Here is a 22,599-nt window from a genome sequence, read left to right as displayed (position 1 = left end):
AGATCCTGAAACAAGTTCAGGATGATTGTCTATATTAATCGTCATTTCGACCGAAGTGGAGAAATCTTTTAAACTTAGTTTCTTACAACTTAAAGGATTTCTCCACTCCAAATGACGAAAAAACTAAGTATTATCTCGGCGAATAGGTAACCACCGGAATAATCATTTCTTCCAGCGAAATTCCACCATGCTGAAACGTTTCGTTATAATAATTTACAAACTGGTTATAGTTGTTCGGGTATACAAAATAACTATCCTCACGGGCAAAAATATAACTGCTACTGATATTAATTTTAGGCAATAAAGCATCGTGAGGGTTTTTGATCAGAAATACCTCTTTTGCATTGAAATTCAGATTTCTTCCCTGTTTATATCTCAGATTTGTATTTGTTGCCCTATCTCCTATCACTTTAACTGGTTTCTTCACGCGAATGGTTCCGTGATCAGTTGTGATAATCACTTTCACCTGTTTCTGAGCAATTTTCTTCAACAAATCCCAAAGTGGTGAATGTTCAAACCATGATAACGTTAACGACCGGTAAGCTGCATCGTCATTTGCCAGTTCACGGATCATTTGCATATCGGTGCGGGCGTGGCTTAACATATCCACAAAGTTGAAAACAATCGCATTGAAATCGTTCTGTAGTAAATTATTGGTTTGTTCTACCAGATCCTTGCCTTGCTCAAAAGTTAAAATCTTGTTGTAGCTAAATTTGCAGTCTTTCCTTAAGCTTCGCTTGATGTTATCCGCCAGGAATGCTTCCTCATGCATATTTTTCCCACCTTCATCATCGTCATTTTGCCACAGTTGAGGAAAACGCTTTTCCATATCTAAAGGCATTAGGCCTGAAAAAATAGCATTACGGGCATACTGTGTTGCCGTTGGAAGAATACTTGTGTACATATCTTCCTCATCTATTCTAAAATATTCAGAAATTAAAGGGTTAATAATTTTCCACTGATCATAACGCAAATTATCAATCAAGATGAAAAAAACCGGTGTGGTATCATTTATATGCGGAAAAGCTTTTTTCTTTAACAGCTCATTTGATAACAGTGGTGATTTATCTTTATGCTGTACCCAGTCAAGGTAGTTTTCTTCTATAAATTTTGAAAACTGCGTGTTGGCTTCCTGTTTCTGCATGGTTAAAATTTCATGCATTTGAGGATCGTCCAGCTTCTCTAACTCCAACTCCCAGAAAACAATTTTTTTGTATACCTCAATCCATTCTTCATAATTCAACCGATCACTTAAAGTCATGCCTAAACGACGGAAATCTTGCTGATAAGCCATTGAGGTTTTTTCACTTACCAAACGTTTGTTATCAATTAACTTTTTAATGGTTAACAAAACCTGTTTTGGATTAACCGGCTTAATTAAATAATCATCAATTTTACTACCAATAGCATCTTCCATCAGGTTTTCTTCCTCACTTTTGGTAATTAGAACTACAGGTACATCAGGGTTAAGGTTTTTAATGGCAGAAAGTGTTTCAATTCCACTCATGCCGGGCATGTTTTCATCTAAAAAAACGAGGTCAAAATGTGCTTTTCCAAATGCTTCGAGGGCGTCGTTTCCATTGGTAAAAGTAGTTACATCATAACCTTTATCATTTAACAATAATATATGAGGTTTTAATAAGTCGATTTCGTCATCGGCCCACAATATTTTAGTTTCTTGCATGTTTTTGTAAAAATAGGTATGTAATGCCTTTTTATTTCGGCGGGTAAATCAATCTATAAATAAAAATAGCAATTTTTGTACCGTATCTATCTATTTAACTATTTTTAACGATTGAATAAGAAGAAAATAATCAATGATCCCGTTTACGGATTCATAAGCATTCCATCCGAATTGGTCTACGATGTTATTTCACATCCGTATTTCCAACGTTTACGCTACATCAAACAACTGGGAATGACTCACCTGGTTTATCCGGGGGCTTTACATACGCGATTTCATCATGCTTTGGGTGCCATGCATTTAATGAGTTTGGCAATAGAAGTATTAAGAAGTAAGGGCCATATCATTACTGAAGGCGAAGAGGAAGCGGCTACACTGGCTATTTTACTACACGATATTGGTCATGGTCCGTTTTCGCATGCCCTGGAGCATTCATTGGTAACGGGTATTAAACATGAAGATATTTCATCCAAGCTGATGCACGATCTGAATAATCATTTCGATGGAAAATTAACCCATGCCATTGAAGTTTTTAATGGCACGTATCCGAAAAGGTTTCTTCATCAGTTAATTTCAGGCCAGCTGGATTTAGACCGCATGGATTACCTGAACCGTGATAGTTTCTTTACAGGTGTAAGTGAAGGTGTCATCAGTTTCGACCGCATCATTAAAATGTTTAACGTTTTTGATGATGATTTGGTAATTGAAGAAAAGGGTATTTATTCTATCGAGAAGTTTTTAATTGCCCGCCGTTTAATGTATTGGCAGGTTTACCTCCATAAAACGGTAATTTCTGGCGAAATGATTTTGGTGAAGCTACTGGAAAGGGCAAAAGAATTAGCTGCAGCTGGCGAAGATTTATTTGCATCACCATCCTTAAATTACTTTTTAAAAAACGACATCAGCGAAACCAACTTTTTTGAGCAACACGACAATCTGGAGCATTTTACCAATCTCGATGACCAGGATATTTACGCCGCAGTAAAAGTTTGGGTTAAACATCCAGATAAAATCTTATCTAAACTTTGCCAAATGCTTACCTCCCGAAATTTGTATAAGGTAGAAATGGGAAATGAGATGGCACCAAGCGATCGCGTTGACTTTTTGAAAAATGCGACAATAGATTTACTGAATATTAAACCTGAGGAAGCCCGGTATTTTGTTTTTACCGATGCGATTCAAAACAGGGCTTACAATGCAGGTGTTGGAAATATTAAAATTCTGATGAAAAATAACGATATTGTTGATATCGCCAAAGCTTCAGATTTGTCCAACCTGGAGTCGCTGCAAAAAACGGTTGAGAAATATATTCTTTGCTACCCGCGGGGGATTTAAGATTAATTAACAAAATATTTAACTTTTACTGCCGTTTTAAGTCTTACTATTGTGTAAAATATACACGGTTTAACCTTTACAGGTTTTTTTGTTCATATCAATTTAACATATACCTTTGTACGATGCAATTTACTGCAAAGCAGATAAGCGAGTTTTTAAACGGTTCCATTGATGGTAACCCCGATGTAGCCGTTACTGAACTTTCTAAAATAGAAGATGGTAAAGAAGGCTCATTGTCTTTTCTTTCAAATCCTAAGTACGAAAACTTTTTGTATTCTACTCAGGCTTCTGTAGTCATCGTTTCAAAAGATTTTGCCCCAACGCAGCCTTTCACCAGCACATTAATACGTGTAGATAATCCGTATAGCTCATTTACAATTCTGTTAGATAAATATAATGAAGCTGTAAATGCACAGGCGGCCCAATCTGGAATTGATAAACTGGCCTTTGTTCATCCTTCAGCAAAAATTGGTAAAGATGTTTTTATTGATGCCTTTGCTTACGTTTCGGAAAATGTTGTTATTGCCGATGGATGTAAGTTAAACGCACAAACCTTTATTGGCGCAAACTCAAAAATTGGAGAAAACAGCACTTTTTTTCCTGGCGTGAAAATTTATCATAATTCCGTTATCGGCAATCGGGTAATTATTCATGCCAATACTGTAATTGGTAGTGATGGCTTTGGTTTTGCACCGCAAAAAGATGGTACGTATAACAAAATCCCACAAATTGGAAATGTAGTGATTGAGGATGACGTGGAAATTGGCGCCAATACTACTGTAGACCGTGCAACCATGGGCTCAACCATTGTAAAAAAAGGGGCAAAAATTGATAACCTTATTCAAATTGCTCACAATGTTGAAATCGGCGAAAACACAGTTTTAGCTGCGCAATCTGGCATTTCCGGAAGCACTAAAATTGGCCCTAACAGCGTTGTTGGCGGTCAGGTTGGTATTGCTGGTCACTTAACTTTAGCAAAAGGCACTCAGATTGGTGCACAAGCCGGAATTAATTTTAATATCACCGAAGAAAATAAACAATGGCATGGTAGTCCGGCGCAACCTTTGCGCAACTGGATGCGTGCTTCTGTAATTTTTAAGCATTTGCCGGAAGTTGAAAAAAGAATTAACGCTTTAGAAGAAGAATTGAAAAGGCTTACTGCCGAATTGGAAAAGAATACAATACACAATGAACGTTAGACAAAAAACGATTAAAAAAGAAATATCAGCAGCGGGTGTTGGTTTGCATACCGGCGCTAATGTTACCCTTACATTTTGCCCTGCGCCTGAAAATCACGGTTTTAAATTTCAACGTATTGATTTAGAAGGACACCCGATCATTGATGCGGATGCCGACAATGTAACAGATACTTCCCGTGGCACAACCATTACTCAAAATGGCGCAAGCGTTAGCACTGTTGAACATGTAATGGCTTCGTTAATTGGTATGGACTTAGACAACGTTTTAATTAAACTTGATGGTCCGGAAACACCGATTATGGATGGCAGTTCTATCCAGTTTATTGATTTATTGGAAGAAGCAGGAACGATTGAGCAAAATGCAGATCGTGAATACTTTACCATTCCGCATAACATTACCTATACAGAAGAAGACAGAAAAGTAGAAATCGTGGCCATGCCATTAGATGACTACCGTTTTACCTGTATGATTGATTATAACTCTCCCGTTTTAGGAAGCCAACATGCTGGCATCAATACCATTGCTGAGTTTAAAAAAGAGATTGCTTCTTGCCGTACTTTCTGCTTTTTGCATGAGTTGGAATACCAACTTTCTCACAATTTAATTAAAGGTGGCGATTTAAATAACGCCATTGTGATTGTTGATAAGGAAGTTACGAAAGATGAATTGAGCCACCTGGCCAAATTATTTAATCGTGCTGATATCGATGTTGCGCCTCAGGGAATTTTGAATAATATGGAGTTGCGTTATCAAAACGAACCAGCCCGTCATAAACTACTGGATATGATTGGCGATTTGGCTTTGGTAGGCATGCATTTAAAAGGTCATATTATGGCAGCTCGCCCGGGCCACGCCGCTAACGTTGCTTTTGCCAAAAAAATTAAAGCCGCGATTAAAAAAGAGAAAAATAAAAAAATACAAAAAGTGTACGATCCAAGCGCTAAGCCATTATACGACGTTGTTCAGATTATGGACATTTTGCCTCATCGTCAACCATTTTTGTTTGTAGATAAAATTTTAGAACTTTCAAAAAACCATGTTGTGGGCGTTAAAAACGTAACCATGAACGAAGAGTTTTTTAAAGGTCATTTTCCTGGTGCACCAGTATTTCCCGGTGTAATCCAAATTGAGGCCATGGCACAGGTGGGTGGCATTTTAGTGTTAAGTACCGTACCCGATCCAAGCAATTACCTCACTTATTTCTTAAAAATAGACAACGTTCGTTTCAGGGCCCAGGTTCTTCCAGGCGATACTATTGTTTTCCGTTGCGACTTACTTGAACCCATCAGAAGAGGAATTGCTCAAATGAAAGGCGTGGGTATGGTTGGCGAGAAAATCGCTGTCGAAGCCGAAATGATGGCCCAAATTTCAAAAGTTAAACAACCAGAACCTGCCCAATAATGATACAACCTTTAGCATATATACACCCACAGGCAAAAATTGCCGAAAACGTAGTAATTGAACCTTTTGTAGTGATACATAAAGATGTTGTAATTGGCGAAGGAACCTGGATCGGATCAAACGTAACCATCATGGATGGTGCCCGTATCGGTAAAAACTGCCGGATTTTCCCTGGTGCCGTAATTTCAGGAGAACCTCAGGATTTGAAATTCGCCGGCGAGGTTACCACTGCTGAAATTGGGGATAATACTACCATTCGTGAATGTGTAACCATTAACCGCGGAACAAAAGATAAATGGAAAACAGTTATTGGAAGTAATTGCTTAATCCAGGCTTACTCACATATCGCCCATGATTGTGAAGTAGGAAATAATTGTATTTTCTCAAACAGTACCACTTTAGCTGGTCACATTACCATTGGTAATAATGTGGTTTTGGCTGGTTTAGTTGCCATTCATCAATTTGTAAAGGTTGGTTCTTATGCTTTCGTAACTGGTGGATCATTGGTTCGTAAAGACGTGCCACCTTATGTTAAGGCTGCCCGCGAGCCGCTTTCATATGCTGGTATCAACTCTGTAGGCTTACGCAGAAGAGGTTTTACCAATGAGCAAATTGACGAAATTCAGGAAATTTACCGTGTACTCTTCGTTAAACACAATAACGTTACCAAAGCTTTAGACATGATTGAGGCTGAATTTAAGCCAACAGAGATTCGTGATGAAATTGTAGATTTTATTCGCAACTCTAACCGTGGCGTAATGAAGGGTTTTGGAATGGGCAGTTAAGCTCAAAGTAAAAACACATAAGCTTATAGCAAACACCCATGAGCACTTTAAAGCTAATCAGAACAGATTCAGATAATACCAATTTTAGGCAATTGGTGGCTTTATTGGATCGGGATTTAGCGGTTAGAGATGGTGATGAACACACCTTTTATGCTCAATTTAATAAGGTTGATGCCATAAAAGAGGTTATTGTTGCTTACCAAAATGAAATTCCTGTGGCATGTGGCGCAATAAAGGCGTTCTCAGCAACCGCAGCTGAAGTTAAACGCATGTTTGTTCATCCTGACTACAGAAAGCAGGGCATTGCCATTAATATTTTATCTGAGTTGGAGCATTGGGCTTCAGAACTTGGCTTTACCGAATGTGTTTTGGAAACCGGTAAAAAGCAACCCGAAGCAATTGCTTTATATCAAAAGGTTGGTTATCATATTACGCCAAATTATGGCCAATACATCGGTCTAGACAACAGCGTTTGCATGGCTAAATCGTTATCCAATTTCCTGCCTGATACTAATTCTTGAAACTGATAAATGAAGATCGTTCTAAAAAATGTTGGCCGAAGATTTAACAAGGAATGGATTTTCCGAAACTTGAGCACCGAATTTAGTTCAGGCAACAGTTATGCAATTTTGGGGGCAAATGGTTCAGGTAAATCTACTTTAATAAGTGTGTTAACTGGAAGTTTAACCCCTTCTGAAGGCGATATTTCGTTTGCTGATGGTTCTGACATTGCGGTTGAAGACATTTACAAATACATCAGTTTAGCGGCACCTTATCTTGAACTGGTAGAAACTTTTACCTTAAAAGAGATCATCAATTTCCATTTCAAATTCAAAAATTTTGCCAGCGGCGTTGATGCGCAATCGCTTATTGGAATTCTTGGCCTTGAAAAATCAGCCAACAAGGAAATTAAATACTTTTCGTCGGGAATGAAACAAAGAACCAAACTTGCTTTGGCTTGCTGTTCCGATTCGCCCATTTTATTTTTAGATGAACCTACCAGCAATTTAGACGTCCAGGGAATAGGCTGGTATCATGAGTTGATCGAAAATTTCGCAAAAGATAGGTTAACGATAATTGGTTCTAATCAAATTCACGAATACGATTTTTGCCAAAACCATCTTCAAATAGCTGATTTCAAATAATTTAACACCAAAGCCTAATACCAAGTAACTCACTGATTTGTCATCGATTTGTATTATAATTATTTTTTTAAAAAAATATTTTGCAATTGAAAAATAGTTCTTACCTTTGCACCACCAAAAAGAGAAACAATTATTAAAAAATCTCTGAAGGGAAAACATTAATATTCTCCGTTGTTACGGACACAAAATATAGCTGTAAAACGCAAAAAATTTTTTCATAGTTTAGTTTGAGGTTTAGGTTGATTATGCCTTTGGAGTGGTTCCCAAAGGCATTTCTTTTATACGCTGTTTTTTTTATAAAAAAAGTTCGTTGCCAGGCACCAAGCCATCCGAAATGTTTGATCATGAAGCACCCTAGGCGGGAAAATTTCTTCGAGCCTATCAACAAAGAAATGGCGTTTGTAGGAGCTGGTTTTTATTTCTTAGGCAAACCCAGGTGTTCTAAACCCGATTGCCACGTAAATACTTTTTTGATAAACCTACGAGGTTTATTTTTACAAAAAAGATTGAAGTAAAAGCGGGACTACAGTAACCGATTTATTCCAGACTTTGCTTTCCAAATCAAAAAACCTTTATTTAACTTTGATATTTAAAAAACAAAACATCATTATTAATGGCAAAGGCATCAGAAGTAAAAAGCGGAAATGTGCTTCGTTTTAACGGAGAGTTGGTAAGTGTAGAAGAATATATCCACCGTACGCCAGGCAATTTGAGGGCATTTTATCAGGCCCGCATGCGCAACGTAAAAACAGGAAAAATTGTCGAATATCGGTTCCGGACAGATGAAGAGGTTACCATTTGCCGCGTTGAAACCAATGATTATCAGTATTTGTACGAGGATGGCGATTATTTGGTGGTGATGGATAACAATACATTTGAACAATATAATATCCCTAAACTGCTGTTCGGCAGTGCAATTAAATTTCTTAAAGAGGGCATGAATGTAACCGTTGCTTTTGAAAGCGATGAACCGATTGTTGCACAGCTGCCTAACAGTGTGGAGCTTGAAATTACCTATACAGAACCTGCCGTGAAAGGCGATACCTCTACCAGTGCGCAAAAATATGCAACCGTAGAAACCGGAGCCGAAATAAGGGTGCCATTGTTTATTAACCAGGGCGATAAAGTAAAGGTAGACACCAAAACCGGCGATTATATGGAACGTGTGAAGTAGGCGATAACACCTTATTCACTAAACCTTAAAGCCCTAAACCATTGTAGGTTTTTGTTAAAATAATTTTACCTTTGCCGTCACAAAAAACTGAAATATAAATCCAAATAGGATCACATCATATGGCAAAAGCATCAGAAATTAAAACAGGTAACATCCTGCGTGTAAACAACGAATTGGTTACCGTTGATGAGTGGAATCACCGTACACCAGGTAAAGGCGGCGCTTTTTACACTGGCAAATTTCGTAACATTAAATCGGGCAGAATAGTAGAAGCCCGTATGAATACTGACGAGGCAGTAGAAATTTGCCGCGTAGAAACCAATGATTATCAATATTTATACGAAGATGGCGATTATTTGGTGGTGATGGACAACAACACTTACGAACAATATAACGTTGAAAAATCGTTATTTGGTTCGGCCATTAAATTTTTAAAAGAAGGCATGAGCGTAATCGTTTCAATGGAAAGCGACGAAGCCATTATGGGGCAACTGCCAAACTTCGCAGAATTTGAAATTACTTATTCGGAGCCAGCGGTAAAAGGCGATACTTCTACAAATGCATTGAAAGCTGCAACGCTTGAAAATGGCGTTGAAGTTAAAGTGCCAATGTTCGTAAACCAAGGCGATAAGATTAAAATTGATACGCGTACAGGCGAATATGTAGAGCGTGTAAAATAGTTTATCAAAAAATAATGGAGCCCCTGAGTTTATTTTCAGGGGCTTTTTTGTTTAAAAATTTGCCGCAGAATCATGCAAATCAGTTCCATGTATTTCTTATGAAGATCTATTTTTCCAGGCAATAGTTTTTGAAAATGATTGTAGCAAGTTCTTCGGAAAGAGCAGCCCCCGCTATCTGTTCCAATCTTTTTTTACAGGGTTGTAATGCTGGGGTACAAAGGCATCTGCAACAAAAAAAGTATTTCCACTTCTATCGGGTTTACGTACCTCATTTCTGCAAATAGGCTCCGTTGCTAACCGCCGATAACAGCAACGATGCAAATTATTATATTTACCAAAATTCGCAATATGTTCAAGTCAGAAATTAGGAAACAAGCATTAAAAGAAAGATTATCTTATCGTGATGATGAGTATCAGAAACTTAATAAGATGCTGCTGGAACAATTTCAAGCGTTGGATTTTAGCGATATTAAAACCATTCATATATTCCTGCCTATAGTTGAGAAAAAAGAGCCAAATACCTTCTTATTGATTGAATGGCTAGCCGAAAATCATGCTCAAATTAAAATCATAGTTCCTAAAGCTGATTTTGAAACGGCCTTGATGACTAACCATGAATATTTGGGCGTAAATGATTTGCAAAAGAATCTTTACAACATTCTGGAACCGCAGAAGGGAAGCATACATGACGGGGAAGTTGATATGGTTTTGATTCCGCTTTTAGCTTTTGACAAAATGGGTTACAGGGTTGGTTATGGAAAGGGTTTTTACGACCGTTTTCTCGAAAATATAAATGCTCAAAAAATAGGCTTATCTTTGTCGCCTGCAATTGATAGCATTGATGACGTAAATGAACACGACATTAAATTAGACTTTTGCATTACACCAACAGAAACTATTAAATTTTAAGCTTACAATCATGGCACAGGAAATCGTTATTAAAACTGAAAAACAATACGAAGACAACATGATTGCTGTATTTGAATTACAGGAAAAAGAAGAACTTACCGCTGAAGATTTAAAGCAGATAGAGTTGATGCTAAAGGCGGGTGAAAAATACGAGGCGGAGCATTTGTAGATTAATCCTTTCTTCAAAGTTCGTCATGCTGAATTTATTTCAGCATCTCCATAAAAATTCTGAGTTCAAAGATTTAGCTTCGCTGAGCACTTCGTGGTTCTCCACTTCGGTCGAAATGACGATTCACTCAATAGCTTTTTAGTGATTTCAATAGAAAAGAATCTGCTAATCTGTGACAAACAACCTTAAACCTGCGCTTTTATAAAATCACTGATTAAATAAGCAATTAATTTAGAGGTTAATTTGCTTACTCTCCCATCAAGCAATCTGGTTGCACCTTCGCTGATGTGCAGGTAAGAAAACTTGTTTTTGTTCGTTAAAATTAATTTTCGAATATCATTTACTGCGAAACCTGATGGCGTTTCGGCACTTGCAAGTACATTTTGAATGCAATCTAAATCTATTTCCAAGCCTGCGACAGAACCAATAGCAGATAAGAAATTCTTGTCTTCTGCACCTTTTAAAATATCATCGAAAAATATTGCTTTTAACTTTGGGTTTGCTTCGATTTGAGTTAAAATGGCTTCGTTATTATAGTTTTGATGCAAACCATACATTAAATAATTTTCAAGAAATTTTTCTCCCAAAGCGTAGGTAAAACCATTACCGCTGTGTCTTCCTTCAGGCTCTCTTAAATCTGCGTGTGCATCTACATTTAAAACATCAATCGACTGCTTTTTAGCCAACGATGTTCCTTTTATGATTGGATAAGCATTGTTATGCCCGCCGCCAATTACGACTGGGATTTTACCCGCAGCAACAATTTTTTCAATTACCGGATAGACCAAATCGTCAATTTCACTAACCTTCTTTCTCAACCCATCAATCGTAGAATCTTCTGGTTCCTCAATTTCGAAATGCCCCAGCACCAAAATTTCTTCGCCAGATAAAAATCGATTGCTCTGAATGTTTAGGAAAGCTATTAAAGCTGGTCGCCAGGTTGTAGATGCGCCTGCTATACCCGCATTTGCCCGGATACCAATATCTTCAGGAATACCCAAAAGCACAAATTTAGCATCCAATGATTTCAGTGAATCCAAAGAAGCTGTGACTTGCACTTTTTCGCCAAGTTTGGTTTCACCACTCCGGTAAATAATCAGGTCATTGATATCGCTTTGCGAATATAATTTAAGGCTATCCATTGTAAACTTCCCCATTTAAAATAACGGTTTCTATCTGCACATCGCCAAAACTATAAGGCAAATAGGCCACAGAAGGCATTGGTTTGGTGATAAATAAATTTGCCTTTTTGCCAATGGCAATACTCCCATATTCGCTGCTGATTTCCATAGCAGCGGCACCGTTCAAAGTTGCGGCATTGATGGCTTGTTCTGGTTGCATTTTAAGCTTTATGCAAGCCAGGGAAACCACAAAATTCATGTTTCCCGACGGTGTTGAGCCCGGATTATAATCAGTGGCTATTGCTACTGGAACATTTTCTGCGATCAAACTTTTCGCATCGGCAAAAGGAATTCCCAGATAAAAAGAACAGGAAGGCAAAAGTGTTGTAATGGTATTTGATGTTTTTAGACTATTTATGTTATGCTGATTGGTTTCTTCGAGATGGTCGACGGATACCGCATTATTTTTTACACCAACTTCAACTGCTCCTGAAACAGAAAGCTGATTGGCGTGTATTTTTGGTTTTAAGCCAAATTTTGCGGCTGCTTTTAAAATTTGGTCCGTTTCTTCAACGGAGAAAAATCCTTTTTCGCAGAAAACATCGATATAATCCGCTAATTTTTCTGCTGCGATTTGAGGCAGCATCTCGTTAATAATTAAATCAATATAGCCTTGATGGTTATCTTTGAACGCTGTTGGATAAGCATGGGCCGCTAAAAATGTAGCCTTTATTGGAATCGGAGAGTTCGCTTTTAACCGCTGGATCACCCTCAGCATTTTAATTTCGCTTTCTACCGTTAAGCCATAACCACTTTTAATCTCAACAGCACCTGTGCCTTTTAAAATCATATTTTTTAAACGAATGGATGCGCTTTCAAACAACTCATCTTCTGATGCCTGTTGAAGCTTATTGGCTGAATTTAAAATCCCGCCACCTGCTGCCGCAATCTCTTCGTAAGTTTTGCCCTGAATTTTCATGGCGAATTCTTCTTCCCGCGATGCGGCAAAAACAATATGTGTATGGCTATCGCACCAGGATGGAAAAACGTATTTACCTTCTGCTGAGATTTGAGATGGGAGATTTGAAATTCGAGATGGAATTTCGCTCATCTTACCAAAATCTTTAATTAAACCATCTTCGATTAAAAGCCAGGCATTTTCCAAAGCAGGTAAATCTTTCATCTCGCTCCCGCGAAGAACCAATTTTTCTTTTGGGTGCAAGCCTACAAGACCTTTGATATTTGTGATGAGCATTTGGTTAGCGTATTGGTTAATGGTTTAAATTGTTCAACTGGTTAATTGGCGTCTCGGAAACAGTTAACCATTTAATCGATTAACCGTTTAAGCAACTCATTCCATCTCCAGCAAAACCGGACAATGGTCGGAGTGAATGGCATCAGGCAAAATCCTTACATTTTTTAATCTGCTTTCCATTGGCTTCGTAACTAAATGGTAATCGATCCGCCAACCCAAATTTTTACCTCTTGAGCCTGCACGATAACTCCACCAGGTGTAATGATGCGGGTCTTTATTAAAATGACGGAAAGCATCGACAAAACCGTTCTCTAAAAATAGCTGCATCCATTCACGTTCTTCAGGTAAAAAGCCTGATGAATTTGCATTCGATTTTGGGTTATGAATATCGATTGAAGTATGACAAATGTTATAATCTCCGCTCACAATTAAGTTCGGAATTTCTTTACGCAATTCATCAATGTAAACATCAAAAAACTCCATGAAGGCATATTTTTTCAACTGCCGTTCATCTCCGCTGGAGCCTGAAGGCATGTACAAACTCATGAGCGAGAAATCATCGAAATCAGCTCTTAAAATTCTCCCTTCCTGATCAATCCATTCTTCGCCGCATCCATACTCAATGTGATTAGGTTTAATTTTGGTTAAGATGGCTACGCCACTGTAACCTTTTTTCTGAGCTGGAAACCAATAATGATGATAACCCAATTGCTCTACCAAAGCAATGATTTCTGGAATTTGTATTGGCAAGGCTTTAACTTCCTGAAGGCAAACCATATCGGCATTTGTAGCCTGTAACCAACCGAAGAAGTTTTTTGTACTCGCTGCCCGAATGCCGTTTACGTTGTAGGATATGATTTTCATTAGGATTTCATGATAAGTTTATCCTTTAATAAATCTTTCGCCAACTCCCTCTCTAACTTCCTTGCCTCTCTCCTTTTCAAAATCGTGATGTCCATTTTAACATCTTTTTTAGGGCGGTTATTTTTATCGGTTTCTAAGACAGCAATTTTATCAACCATGTCTAATCCGGAAATAATTTCTCCGTAGACGGTATAATTTCTATCCAAATGCGGCGCACCTCCAATGGTTTTATAAACTTCTCTTTGCCATTCCGGAATTTTAAACTTCAACCGTTTTTCTTCAAGACTATTTAATTGCTCATCCGTAAAAACCTTTCCCTGTACCAAATAAAACTGACTTCCGCTTGATGCCTTTTCAGGGTTATTATCTCTGGCAGCGGCCAAAACACCTTTTTTATGAAATAAGCTATCTCTAAATTCTGCTGGAATGGTGTATTTCGGTCCGCCTTCACCCAATAAAGAATCTGGCTTTGCATTTTTTGAATCCGGGTCGCCGCCCTGAATCATAAAATCTTTTATCACCCTGTGAAATAAAGTGCCGTTGTAATAGCCTTCTTTCGCAAGTTTTATAAAGTTATCGCGGTGCAATGGAGTTTCATTATATAACTTTACAATGCATTCGCCAAACTCTGTTTTAATCCGGATATATTGATTTTTAGGCTTTGCAGCAAATGCTGATATTATCGAGAAAGTGCAGATCAATAATAATAATTTCTTCATTTAAATGGTGTTTGAGGCTAAATTAAGCTAAAAAATGAAATTCAATAAATAAAGCGCTTTAATATTCGGCTTTTTTTACCTTAACTTTGTAGAAATGAAGTTAAAACAAAAAATAGCACTTTCTTTGGCCGTATTGTATGCGGTTAGTGTTATTGGTCTGGCTTTAAGTCTGCATTTTTGCGGTGGTAAACTGGCGAATGTAAAACTGTTCAGCAGTGAGCTTGCTTGTAAGCTTTGTAAAGATATTCCGGCAGAGAAAATCAAAGATGATGGCTGTTGCAAGAACACTCAGGTAACAGTTAAGGTTAAAGATAGTCACCAAACTGCGGCAAAAGTAGAAATGCCGAAGTTGTTTTCTATCCAGCTTTTTCTTCATCCGCCAGTTCTAGAATTTCTGAGTAACATTACCCCTGCATTTTTCAGTAAAATCAGCAACAAAGCACCGCCACTTTCTTTGCGGGTTGCCTTGCATGTTTTCAATTGTATTTTTAGGAATTAGGATAAATCATTTGCCTTTCGGTGCATAAGCATTTCGAAAGGCTCAATGTGACATTTTCTTTAAATTCTAATTTCAAAAATCATGAAAACAATCAAAATATTCAGCATCATTATGCTTCTTTTTGCCGTTAAAGTTTCGGCTCAACAAATATCAACAGCAGATTTAAAAGTGACAGGATTAACCTGCTCCATGTGTTCAAACGCAACGCAAAAATCATTAGAAACTTTAGGTTTTATTAATTCTGTAAAACCAGATTTAAACAAAAACATCTTCGTTTTAACCTTTAAAAAAGGTGCCGACATTAACATCGATTTAATTCGTAAAAAAGTTCAGGATGCTGGCTTTTCTGTTGGTGGTTTAACGGCTGATTTCACTTTCAATCAGGTTAAAGTTGATGATAAAGGTCAGGCGATTGTGGATGGCAACGTTTATCGTTTTGTAAATGCGAAAAGTAAAACTTTAAACGGAACGGTAAAAGCATCAATAGTTGATAAAAACTTTATTTCAGGTGCTGCATTTAAAAAACAAGCTGCTTCATTAAATTCTGATGCTTATGCAAACGGGACAGCGGTTGTTAACGGAAAGAAAACCCGTGTTTATCACTTAGCTGTTTCTTAAAATGAGGCGTATATTAACGATGGCACTGATTTTAATCGGTGCCTGTAATCATTCGTTCAGCCAGGAATTATATGTTTTTACCGAGCCTGCCAGCAACATGCCCACTAAATCGATTGGGGTTCGTTTAACCAACGAAGGCATGTTCAATAATCCGGGCTTTGTAAGCAGAACGGTTCCCGAAGTGATGTTCGGCTTTAACAAAAACCTAATGGCTCATGCACAAGCATTCTTATCAGATATGGATGGAAAATATCGTCTGGAAGGCGGGAGTTTATATGCAAAATATCGTTTCCTTTCTATCGATGAAGCTCAAAGTCATTTCAGGGCTGCCGCTTTTGGAAGAATAAGCACCAGCAAAAGACCTGGCTTTAGCCGAGATATTAATTTGGAGGGCGACAACAGTGGCTGGCAAGCCGGATTGATTTTTACGCAACTGCTTCATAAACTAGCACTTTCGGCAACATTAGGTTATGCAGATGCTTTCGGGCCATCGGATAAGGTTAATAGATTCAACACCCCGAAACCAGATAAAATGCTGTCCTACAGTTTATCTTCCGGATACTTGGTTTTGCCATTTGTTTATAAGGATTACAAAGAGCCGAATTTTAACCTTTACTTCGAACTGTTAGGTAAAACTGACCCAGGTTCGGGCGAATCTTATTTAGATTTGGCACCAGCCGTTCAGGTGATTTTAAACAGCAGAACCCGGATTGATTTAGGTTACCGTTTCCAGGCAACGGGCAATATGGCCAACCGATACTTGAAAAACATGTATCTGCTGAGGGCAGAATTTAACTTTTTTAATGTTTTAAAATAAAATACAATGAAACCTGTGTAAGCAACAAATTTTACAGCTTACACAAGTTTCATCACAAATAAATTAAATATACAAGATGAAAAAAATCATGATAATGATGGCTATAATTGCCATTACGACTACAAAATTAACTTTCGCACAAAGTAAGACTGATGCGGCTTTCAATCAATTATTAACCGCTTATTACGATGTTAAAAATGCTTTGGCAGCTGATAAAAAAGATGTAGCGAAAGAAAAAGTAAAGGTTTTATCGGCTAAAGTTGATGCCATTCCACACAAAGATTTGCCATCAACGCAACACACGCTTTGGATGGAGCAGGCGAAAATAATTAAAGCAAAAACAACAGAACTGGCCGCAGGAAAAGACATCAAAGCGCAAAGAAAATCTTTCGAAATGATTTCTTCGGCAATGATTAAAACCGTAAGGAACATCAAATTTAACAATGCAACAGTTTATGTTCAGCATTGCCCAATGGCGAAAGCAAGCTGGTTAAACGAAAAAGAAAATATCGAGAATCCGTATTACGGAAGCATGATGTTTGATTGTGGCGACGTAACTGAAACCATAAAATCGAAATAATGAATCTGCATATCAAAAATATGGTATGCAACCGTTGCAAAATGGTGGTTAAAGCTGAGCTGCAAAAGCTTGGCTTTAACCCTATTTCGGTTGAGCTAGGTGAAGTTCTAATTGCTGAAAATATTTCTGTTGATGATAAATTGAGAATTGCCGAAAGGTTAAATCATTTTGGATTCGAATTATTGGAGGATAAAAAAACGCAAATTGCGGAGCAGATTAAAACTTCCATTATCAATTTGGTTCATTATGCAAAAGAGCCTTTGAAAATCAATTTGTCTGTTTATTTAAGCCAACGGCTTAATCTCGAATACAATCAATTAAGCGCTATATTTTCTGAAGCAGAAAATCAAACAATAGAAAAGTATTTCATCGCTCAAAAAATCGAAAAGGCAAAAGAAATGCTCACTTATGGCGAACTCACGCTAAGCGAAATTGCCTATCAACTCAATTATAGCAGTGTCGCTCATCTTTCTGCTCAGTTTAAAAAAGTAACAGGTTTAACACCATCAGCTTATAAAAAGCAGACTTCGGATAAGAGGAAAACTTTAGATGAAATATAAACTGATATCATTCCGTCAGTTGAAACTGACGGCAAAGAATGCCATGCAAGAAAAAAGGATGACCGATGATGCGCCATCCATTTCATTGCCGTCGACTTCAGTCGACGGATAAAAATGAAGACAGATGGAATTTCCAGACTTTTCTTAACATAAATCAAGTTGCCAAAATACGCGATGCTGTAACTTTACACTAAAATTCAACAGCATGTCAAGCTTATCACAATTCAGAAGTTTTACCCAGCGTTTACCACAAACGGATTTAATGCCAACCATTTTTATTGGTCATGGCTCGCCGATGAATGGGATTGAAAATAATGAGTTTAGCAGAAGTTGGACAGAATTGGCTAAAAATATCCCGGTGCCAAAAGCCGTGTTGGTAGTGTCGGCGCACTGGTTCACACATGGAACTTTTGTTACGGCAATGGATTTTCCATCAACCATTCATGATTTTGGAGGGTTTCCACAAGCGCTTTTTGATGCTCAATATCCGGCTCCCGGCGATGCAAAATTGGCAGCTGAAATACCGGGTTTGGTCCATTCTACAAATGTTGGTTTAGACCACGATTGGGGCTTAGACCACGGCACCTGGACAGTTGTAAAACACATATATCCTGATGCAAATATTCCTGTTCTCCAATTGAGTATCGATTATACAAAATCGCCAGAGCAACATTATGAAATTGCCAAAGAGATTTATGCGCTTCGCAAAAAAGGAGTTCTGGTTATTGGAAGCGGAAACATGGTTCACAATCTTCGAATGATTAGCTGGGAAATGATTAATGGCGGCGGTTACGATTGGGCAAATGAAATGAATGATAAATTCAAAAATCTGATTGCCAACGGCGACCATAAACCTTTAATTAATTACCGCAATTTAGGAAGCGAAGCGATGTTGGCTATCCCAACTCCGGAACATTATTTGCCTTTGATTTATACTTTAGGGTTGAAAAACAACAAGGAAGAAGTTTCTTTTTTTAATGATAAAGCTGTTGGTGGTTCGTTAACGATGACTTCTGTTTTGGTAGGATAGGTTTAACAGTAAAGGACAAGAAGTAAAGTACAAAGTAAACGAAATTGTTTGTCAAACATATATTTCCACCCAACTAAGCCAACGCACTATTTCTCCGTTCTACTTTGAACCGGCCTAACATCCCGTACGTACGGGATTGGGGATACACCTTCAAAGCCAAATCACTAACTTTAATACAAAAATTTTCAGCCGGCAATTATTAATCAGTTCGTATTGTTTTTTATTGTATTAATGAGCTCGCAAAATGCTCGGTTTTGTTTCTTTTGTTATCAAAAGAAAAAAGCCTGTCTGGCAAGACAAATAAACACCCCGCCCTGCGGGCACCCCTCTAGGAGAGGGGAATGCATATCGTATAAACAAAGTCCATAAAAAGTCACGACATCCGCTAAAAATTCTATAACATTTTATGATTATTCTGTAACGGTTCTCATCGCCCAGATGGGTAAATTTGTTTAAAATTTAAGTTATGACACATACCTATCAACTTACCGGAATGACTTGCGGTGGTTGCGAAAATAAAGTAAAAAACAACCTTTTAATTTTGCCTGAGGTAACTGCCGTTGAGGTTTCGAAAGATACAAATTCTGCAACCATCAGTATGGATAAACATATTGGTTTAGATACTTTGCAGCAAGCTTTAGGCGGGTCAGAAAGTAAATACCAAATAACGGCGAACAGCCATAGTGAATTGGCTGAAGAAACAAAATCATGGGCAGCAACCTATAAGCCAATTCTATTGATTTTTGGTTATGTTACAGCGATTTCTTTGTTGGTTTCGTGGCAAGACGGCAGCATAAATACGATGACTTTCATGCGTGTTTTCATGGCTGGGTTTTTCTTAACCTTTTCTTTTTTCAAGATGTTGAATTTGAAAGCTTTTGCCGAAAGCTATGCGATGTACGATATCGTAGCCAAAAAATTTAATGCCTGGGGTTACATTTATGCTTTTATCGAACTTGGTTTAGGCTTAAGTTTTGCCTTGAATTTATCGCCAGTTGTAGTAAATTGGGTTACCCTGGTTGTAATGACGGTGAGTATTCTCGGCGTTTTAGAAAGCGTTTTGAACAAGAAAAAAATTCAATGTGCTTGCCTTGGTGCGGTTTTTAACCTGCCAATGAGCACAGTTACAATTGTTGAAGATGCGATTATGATTGCAATGAGTGCAGCGATGTTGGTGCTGATGTAGTCAATCCGCATGAAAAGATTTTTTGCCACGGAAACACAGAGATCACGAAAATATTCAACCTTATTGCGTGTCAATCCGTGTTTCCGTGGCAAGCTTTTTAACTTTAATTAATCATAGAAGCTTCTTTAACCATTTTAATAAGCTCATATTGTAAGGAGGATAAATCATCTTCGTCATGCCGAACTTCGATTGAAAAACAATAGCTCTTTCATGAGAGAAATTCTTAAATCCAAAAATCCCATGACAACTTCCCATTCCGCTACTGTTTACACCACCAAAAGGTAAATTTGGGTTGCTGATATGCACCAACACATCATTTACGCAGGTACCTCCGGAACTGGTTTCATTGATGATTTTTCGTTGTTTTTTAGAATCATTGGAGAAAATGTAAAGTGCTAAAGGTTTATCTTTTGCATTCACAAAATCGATGGCTTGCTGCAAGTTCTGGTATTTGATTATTGGTAAAACCGGCCCAAATATTTCCGCTTGCATGATGCTATGATCTGCACCAACTGAAGTTAAAACAGTTGGATTAATCGTGAGAGAATCCGCATTTGTCTCTCCCCCAAATTCTAATTTTGCACCCTCATTTATTGCGGCTTTTATCAGGCCATTCAATCTGTCAAATTGCTTCTGGTTGATAATTTTACCATAAACAGCTGTGTTGGTTGCTCCATCCACAAAAAACATTTTCTGTGCTGCAGTTTTATAATAATTTACAAATTCCGCTTCCTGTTTTTCATCAATTAGAACATAATCCGGTGCGATACAGGTTTGCCCGGCATTAACTAATTTGCCCCACGCAATCTTCTCTGCGGCATTTTTTAAGTCGCAAGAATCATCAATGATTACCGGACATTTCCCACCCAATTCTAAAGTAACCGAAGTAAGATTTTTGGCTGCAGCTTCCATTACCACTTTTCCAATCGCAGTGCTCCCGGTAAAAAATATATGGTCGAACGGAAGTTTTAGTAGCGCTGTAGAAACCTCTGCATCGCCCTCAAAACAAGCAATTTCCTTTTCATCAAAAGTATTCGATATAATTTTATAAATAACACTAGCGGTTGAATCACTTAACTCCGATGGTTTTAAAATGGCGCAATTTCCGGCTGCAATTGCCGAAATCAACGGACTCATAATTAATTGTAAAGGATAATTCCACGGAGCGACAATTAAACAAACGCCTTTCGGCTCATAGTAAATCCTATTTGCGGCAAAAAGATTGCTCATCGTTTTACTAACCGATTTTGGTTTCATCCAGCTTGCCAACTTTTTAATGGCGTGGTCTATTTCAGCATAGGTAAAAAACAATTCAGTTATAGCCGTTTCAAATTTGCTTTTCCGTAAATCTTTCTCCAAAGCCAGATAAATTTCTTCTTCAGCATTTTCCAAAACTTGTTTAAGTTTTTTGAGTTTGGCTATGCGGATTTTTGCATCCGTTTTACGTAAGTCAAATTTATATTTTTGTTGTAAATCGAAAACTGATTTTATTTTTTGTTCCATTGAAATATCTGTCATCTTGAGCTCGTTGAACGATAATGAGAGGTCTTCAATAAACACAGACCGACATCACTATTTCCTATTAAATTTAGTTAAAATCTATTCATTTCATCAAAAGCTCATCCATTTAAAGCATATTGCAAATAATTTTAAATACCAGCAATGAAGAAGTTATTTTTGGTTTTCATATACTTAATTCCCTTAGTTAGCCAGGCACAAACCATTAAAACCGATGTATTGGTTTTAGGCAATTCAAATTCAGCCTTTGCAGCGGGTATTCAGGCATCAGAATCGGGCGTTAACACCATAATTTTAACACAAAGTGATGGATTTAAAATTAGTGAATTCAACAACTTCCCTAAAACCGGGGTAACCAAAGCATTCGAAAAGAGCGCAAGAAAATCTTTAAAAATTGCAGATAGTGTTGCGTTACCCGAAATAACCAATCAAATTTTAAATGCTGTAATTAAAAATTGGTCGGATAGTTCTAAACTTTTAGACGTGATTAACAATACGCCCTATTACGAATTAAAACGTTCGGGAAGTGGCTGGGAAGCAAAACTTACCAAAGAAAAAAGCATCAAGGCAAAGGTTTTAATTGTAACGGATGATATTCGAAAAGTTATTCCTGCATTAAAAGTTAGCAGCTTGAATGTTTCAGAGGCAACCAACTTAAATTATTCGGAAAACTTATATCGGACTACAATTGGCGGGATAAACAAAACGGCAGATTTTCTATCACTTTACAATTTGCTCATTCCAAATCAGGAAAATATCCTATACATAAAGTCTGATAACTTAGCGATTGGGCAAGCCGCTGGTGCAACCGCAGCATACGCGGCGTTTTTTCAAACCAAAACCAGCTTATCGAATTTAAAAAGAATACAAGGCGAATTACTAAGTTATAAACTTTCTTTAATGCCTTTTGAAGATGTAACAATAGCAGATTCGAACTGGTTAGCTATACAAAAAGTTGGTATTACAGGAATTTTGAAAGCCGATATCAAAAATGGAAAAGTTTATTTCAATCCGGAAAAAGAAGTTTCTTATGATGAAATAAAACAGCCGATAAAAGATTACTATTACAAGGCCCAAATCTGGTTCGACGACCATCAAAATATTCCCATTAATCTGGAAAATACCATTTCAATGGTTTGTTATGTGGGGAATAAAGCGGTTGATGCCACAACAACTGAAATTGAGAAAAAATGGAGCAAAAGCTATAAATTTTCGTCAAAATATGATTTGAAAAAAGCATTAACGCGAAGAGAGTTTTCTGTAATCATTAATGAATATTTGAAGCCATTTGATATGGTAAATGTGGATAGAACCGGAAGAGTGATAAGGTAATTTTTTAACCACAGATGC

25 protein-coding genes are annotated in these 22,599 nt (G+C 37.5%); 19 read left to right on the top strand and 6 right to left on the bottom strand.

Annotated elements, in window-relative coordinates; genetic code table 11:
- Window positions 1-130 precede the first annotated feature (130 nt).
- Entirely contained in the window at window positions 131-1,684 is a 1,554-nt protein-coding gene (locus R2Q70_RS10325) for a PglZ domain-containing protein (protein ID WP_316807517.1), read from the bottom strand.
- Window positions 1,685-1,795: 111 nt separating this feature from the next.
- Between R2Q70_RS10325 and R2Q70_RS10320 the strand changes: the two genes are divergently transcribed.
- The 10 genes from R2Q70_RS10320 (at window position 1,796) to R2Q70_RS10275 (ending at window position 10,482) form a co-directional block, all read left to right on the top strand.
- Complete coding sequence (locus R2Q70_RS10320; RefSeq protein ID WP_316807516.1) at window positions 1,796-3,019, top strand: HD domain-containing protein; 1,224 nt, start codon at window positions 1,796-1,798, stop codon at window positions 3,017-3,019.
- A gap of 122 nt (window positions 3,020-3,141) precedes the next feature.
- Complete coding sequence (lpxD, locus tag R2Q70_RS10315) at window positions 3,142-4,218, top strand: UDP-3-O-(3-hydroxymyristoyl)glucosamine N-acyltransferase (RefSeq protein ID WP_316807515.1); 1,077 nt, start codon at window positions 3,142-3,144, stop codon at window positions 4,216-4,218.
- On the top strand, window positions 4,208-5,620 hold the full coding sequence (locus R2Q70_RS10310) for a bifunctional UDP-3-O-[3-hydroxymyristoyl] N-acetylglucosamine deacetylase/3-hydroxyacyl-ACP dehydratase (protein WP_316807514.1): 1,413 nt from the start codon (window positions 4,208-4,210) through the stop codon (window positions 5,618-5,620). Before lpxD ends, R2Q70_RS10310 begins: the two co-directional genes overlap by 11 nt.
- Window positions 5,620-6,405: an acyl-ACP--UDP-N-acetylglucosamine O-acyltransferase gene (gene lpxA / locus R2Q70_RS10305; RefSeq protein WP_010599175.1), complete on the top strand. Its 786-nt coding sequence runs from the start codon at window positions 5,620-5,622 to the stop codon at window positions 6,403-6,405. The genes R2Q70_RS10310 and lpxA overlap by 1 nt, the downstream gene beginning before the upstream one ends.
- Before the next feature lie 38 nt (window positions 6,406-6,443).
- Window positions 6,444-6,926 (top strand): GNAT family N-acetyltransferase, encoded by a 483-nt coding sequence (locus R2Q70_RS10300; protein WP_316807513.1) that lies wholly within the window; start codon window positions 6,444-6,446, stop codon window positions 6,924-6,926.
- A gap of 9 nt (window positions 6,927-6,935) precedes the next feature.
- Entirely contained in the window at window positions 6,936-7,550 is a 615-nt protein-coding gene (locus R2Q70_RS10295) for an ABC transporter ATP-binding protein (RefSeq protein ID WP_316807512.1), read from the top strand.
- Between the two features lie 613 nt (window positions 7,551-8,163).
- Window positions 8,164-8,724: an elongation factor P gene (gene efp / locus R2Q70_RS10290; protein ID WP_231458612.1), complete on the top strand. Its 561-nt coding sequence runs from the start codon at window positions 8,164-8,166 to the stop codon at window positions 8,722-8,724.
- A gap of 119 nt (window positions 8,725-8,843) precedes the next feature.
- Window positions 8,844-9,404 carry an elongation factor P gene (gene efp / locus R2Q70_RS10285; RefSeq protein ID WP_010602181.1) on the top strand — a complete coding sequence of 187 codons (561 nt, stop codon included), beginning with the start codon at window positions 8,844-8,846 and terminating at the stop codon, window positions 9,402-9,404.
- 348 nt (window positions 9,405-9,752) lie between these two features.
- Window positions 9,753-10,313, top strand: coding sequence for a 5-formyltetrahydrofolate cyclo-ligase (locus tag R2Q70_RS10280; RefSeq protein WP_316807511.1), 561 nt, complete (start codon window positions 9,753-9,755; stop codon window positions 10,311-10,313).
- A gap of 10 nt (window positions 10,314-10,323) precedes the next feature.
- Window positions 10,324-10,482, top strand: a complete 159-nt coding sequence (locus tag R2Q70_RS10275) for a hypothetical protein (RefSeq protein ID WP_157258990.1) — start codon at window positions 10,324-10,326, stop codon at window positions 10,480-10,482.
- Between the two features lie 185 nt (window positions 10,483-10,667).
- Here the strand turns inward: R2Q70_RS10275 and R2Q70_RS10270 are convergent, their stop codons facing one another.
- The 4 genes from R2Q70_RS10270 to R2Q70_RS10255 form a co-directional block, all read right to left on the bottom strand.
- Complete coding sequence (locus R2Q70_RS10270) at window positions 10,668-11,639, bottom strand: formimidoylglutamase (RefSeq protein WP_316807510.1); 972 nt, start codon at window positions 11,637-11,639, stop codon at window positions 10,668-10,670.
- On the bottom strand, window positions 11,617-12,858 hold the full coding sequence (gene hutI / locus R2Q70_RS10265; protein WP_316807509.1) for an imidazolonepropionase: 1,242 nt from the start codon (window positions 12,856-12,858) through the stop codon (window positions 11,617-11,619). Before hutI ends, R2Q70_RS10270 begins: the two co-directional genes overlap by 23 nt.
- A gap of 96 nt (window positions 12,859-12,954) precedes the next feature.
- Complete coding sequence (locus tag R2Q70_RS10260; RefSeq protein ID WP_316807508.1) at window positions 12,955-13,722, bottom strand: exodeoxyribonuclease III; 768 nt, start codon at window positions 13,720-13,722, stop codon at window positions 12,955-12,957.
- The gene (locus R2Q70_RS10255; protein WP_316807507.1) at window positions 13,722-14,441 is read right to left on the bottom strand and encodes a peptidylprolyl isomerase; all 720 of its coding nucleotides are present in this window, start codon (window positions 14,439-14,441) and stop codon (window positions 13,722-13,724) included. The genes R2Q70_RS10260 and R2Q70_RS10255 overlap by 1 nt, the downstream gene beginning before the upstream one ends.
- A 94-nt stretch (window positions 14,442-14,535) precedes the next feature.
- On the opposite strand from R2Q70_RS10255, the gene R2Q70_RS10250 reads away from it, so the two are divergent.
- The 8 genes from R2Q70_RS10250 to R2Q70_RS10215 all read left to right on the top strand — a co-directional run bounded on the left by R2Q70_RS10250 (window position 14,536) and on the right by R2Q70_RS10215 (window position 19,731).
- On the top strand, window positions 14,536-14,940 hold the full coding sequence (locus R2Q70_RS10250) for an HYC_CC_PP family protein (protein WP_316807506.1): 405 nt from the start codon (window positions 14,536-14,538) through the stop codon (window positions 14,938-14,940).
- 81 nt (window positions 14,941-15,021) lie between these two features.
- Window positions 15,022-15,558, top strand: coding sequence for a heavy-metal-associated domain-containing protein (locus tag R2Q70_RS10245; RefSeq protein ID WP_316807505.1), 537 nt, complete (start codon window positions 15,022-15,024; stop codon window positions 15,556-15,558).
- Window position 15,559: 1 nt separating this feature from the next.
- Window positions 15,560-16,375 carry a hypothetical protein gene (locus tag R2Q70_RS10240; RefSeq protein WP_316807504.1) on the top strand — a complete coding sequence of 272 codons (816 nt, stop codon included), beginning with the start codon at window positions 15,560-15,562 and terminating at the stop codon, window positions 16,373-16,375.
- A gap of 94 nt (window positions 16,376-16,469) precedes the next feature.
- On the top strand, window positions 16,470-16,955 hold the full coding sequence (locus R2Q70_RS10235) for a DUF3347 domain-containing protein (protein ID WP_316807503.1): 486 nt from the start codon (window positions 16,470-16,472) through the stop codon (window positions 16,953-16,955).
- The gene (locus R2Q70_RS10230) at window positions 16,955-17,515 is read left to right on the top strand and encodes a helix-turn-helix domain-containing protein (protein ID WP_316807502.1); all 561 of its coding nucleotides are present in this window, start codon (window positions 16,955-16,957) and stop codon (window positions 17,513-17,515) included. Before R2Q70_RS10235 ends, R2Q70_RS10230 begins: the two co-directional genes overlap by 1 nt.
- A complete protein-coding gene (locus tag R2Q70_RS10225; RefSeq protein ID WP_316807501.1) occupies window positions 17,505-17,627 on the top strand; it encodes a hypothetical protein in 123 nt (40 codons plus the stop codon). The genes R2Q70_RS10230 and R2Q70_RS10225 overlap by 11 nt, the downstream gene beginning before the upstream one ends.
- A gap of 93 nt (window positions 17,628-17,720) precedes the next feature.
- Window positions 17,721-18,545, top strand: coding sequence for a 4,5-DOPA dioxygenase extradiol (gene ygiD / locus R2Q70_RS10220; RefSeq protein ID WP_316807500.1), 825 nt, complete (start codon window positions 17,721-17,723; stop codon window positions 18,543-18,545).
- Between the two features lie 466 nt (window positions 18,546-19,011).
- A complete protein-coding gene (locus tag R2Q70_RS10215) occupies window positions 19,012-19,731 on the top strand; it encodes a heavy-metal-associated domain-containing protein (protein WP_316807499.1) in 720 nt (239 codons plus the stop codon).
- Between the two features lie 111 nt (window positions 19,732-19,842).
- Here R2Q70_RS10215 and R2Q70_RS10210 read toward each other — a convergent pair whose 3' ends face one another.
- On the bottom strand, window positions 19,843-21,234 hold the full coding sequence (locus tag R2Q70_RS10210) for an aldehyde dehydrogenase family protein (protein ID WP_316807498.1): 1,392 nt from the start codon (window positions 21,232-21,234) through the stop codon (window positions 19,843-19,845).
- A gap of 159 nt (window positions 21,235-21,393) precedes the next feature.
- Between R2Q70_RS10210 and R2Q70_RS10205 the strand changes: the two genes are divergently transcribed.
- Window positions 21,394-22,581, top strand: coding sequence for a hypothetical protein (locus tag R2Q70_RS10205; protein ID WP_316807497.1), 1,188 nt, complete (start codon window positions 21,394-21,396; stop codon window positions 22,579-22,581).
- Window positions 22,582-22,599 lie beyond the last annotated feature (18 nt).

Source organism: Pedobacter agri, assembly GCF_032678665.1.
GTDB lineage: Bacteria > Bacteroidota > Bacteroidia > Sphingobacteriales > Sphingobacteriaceae > Pedobacter > Pedobacter agri_A.
This window is presented reverse-complemented; position numbering and strand designations above follow the sequence as displayed.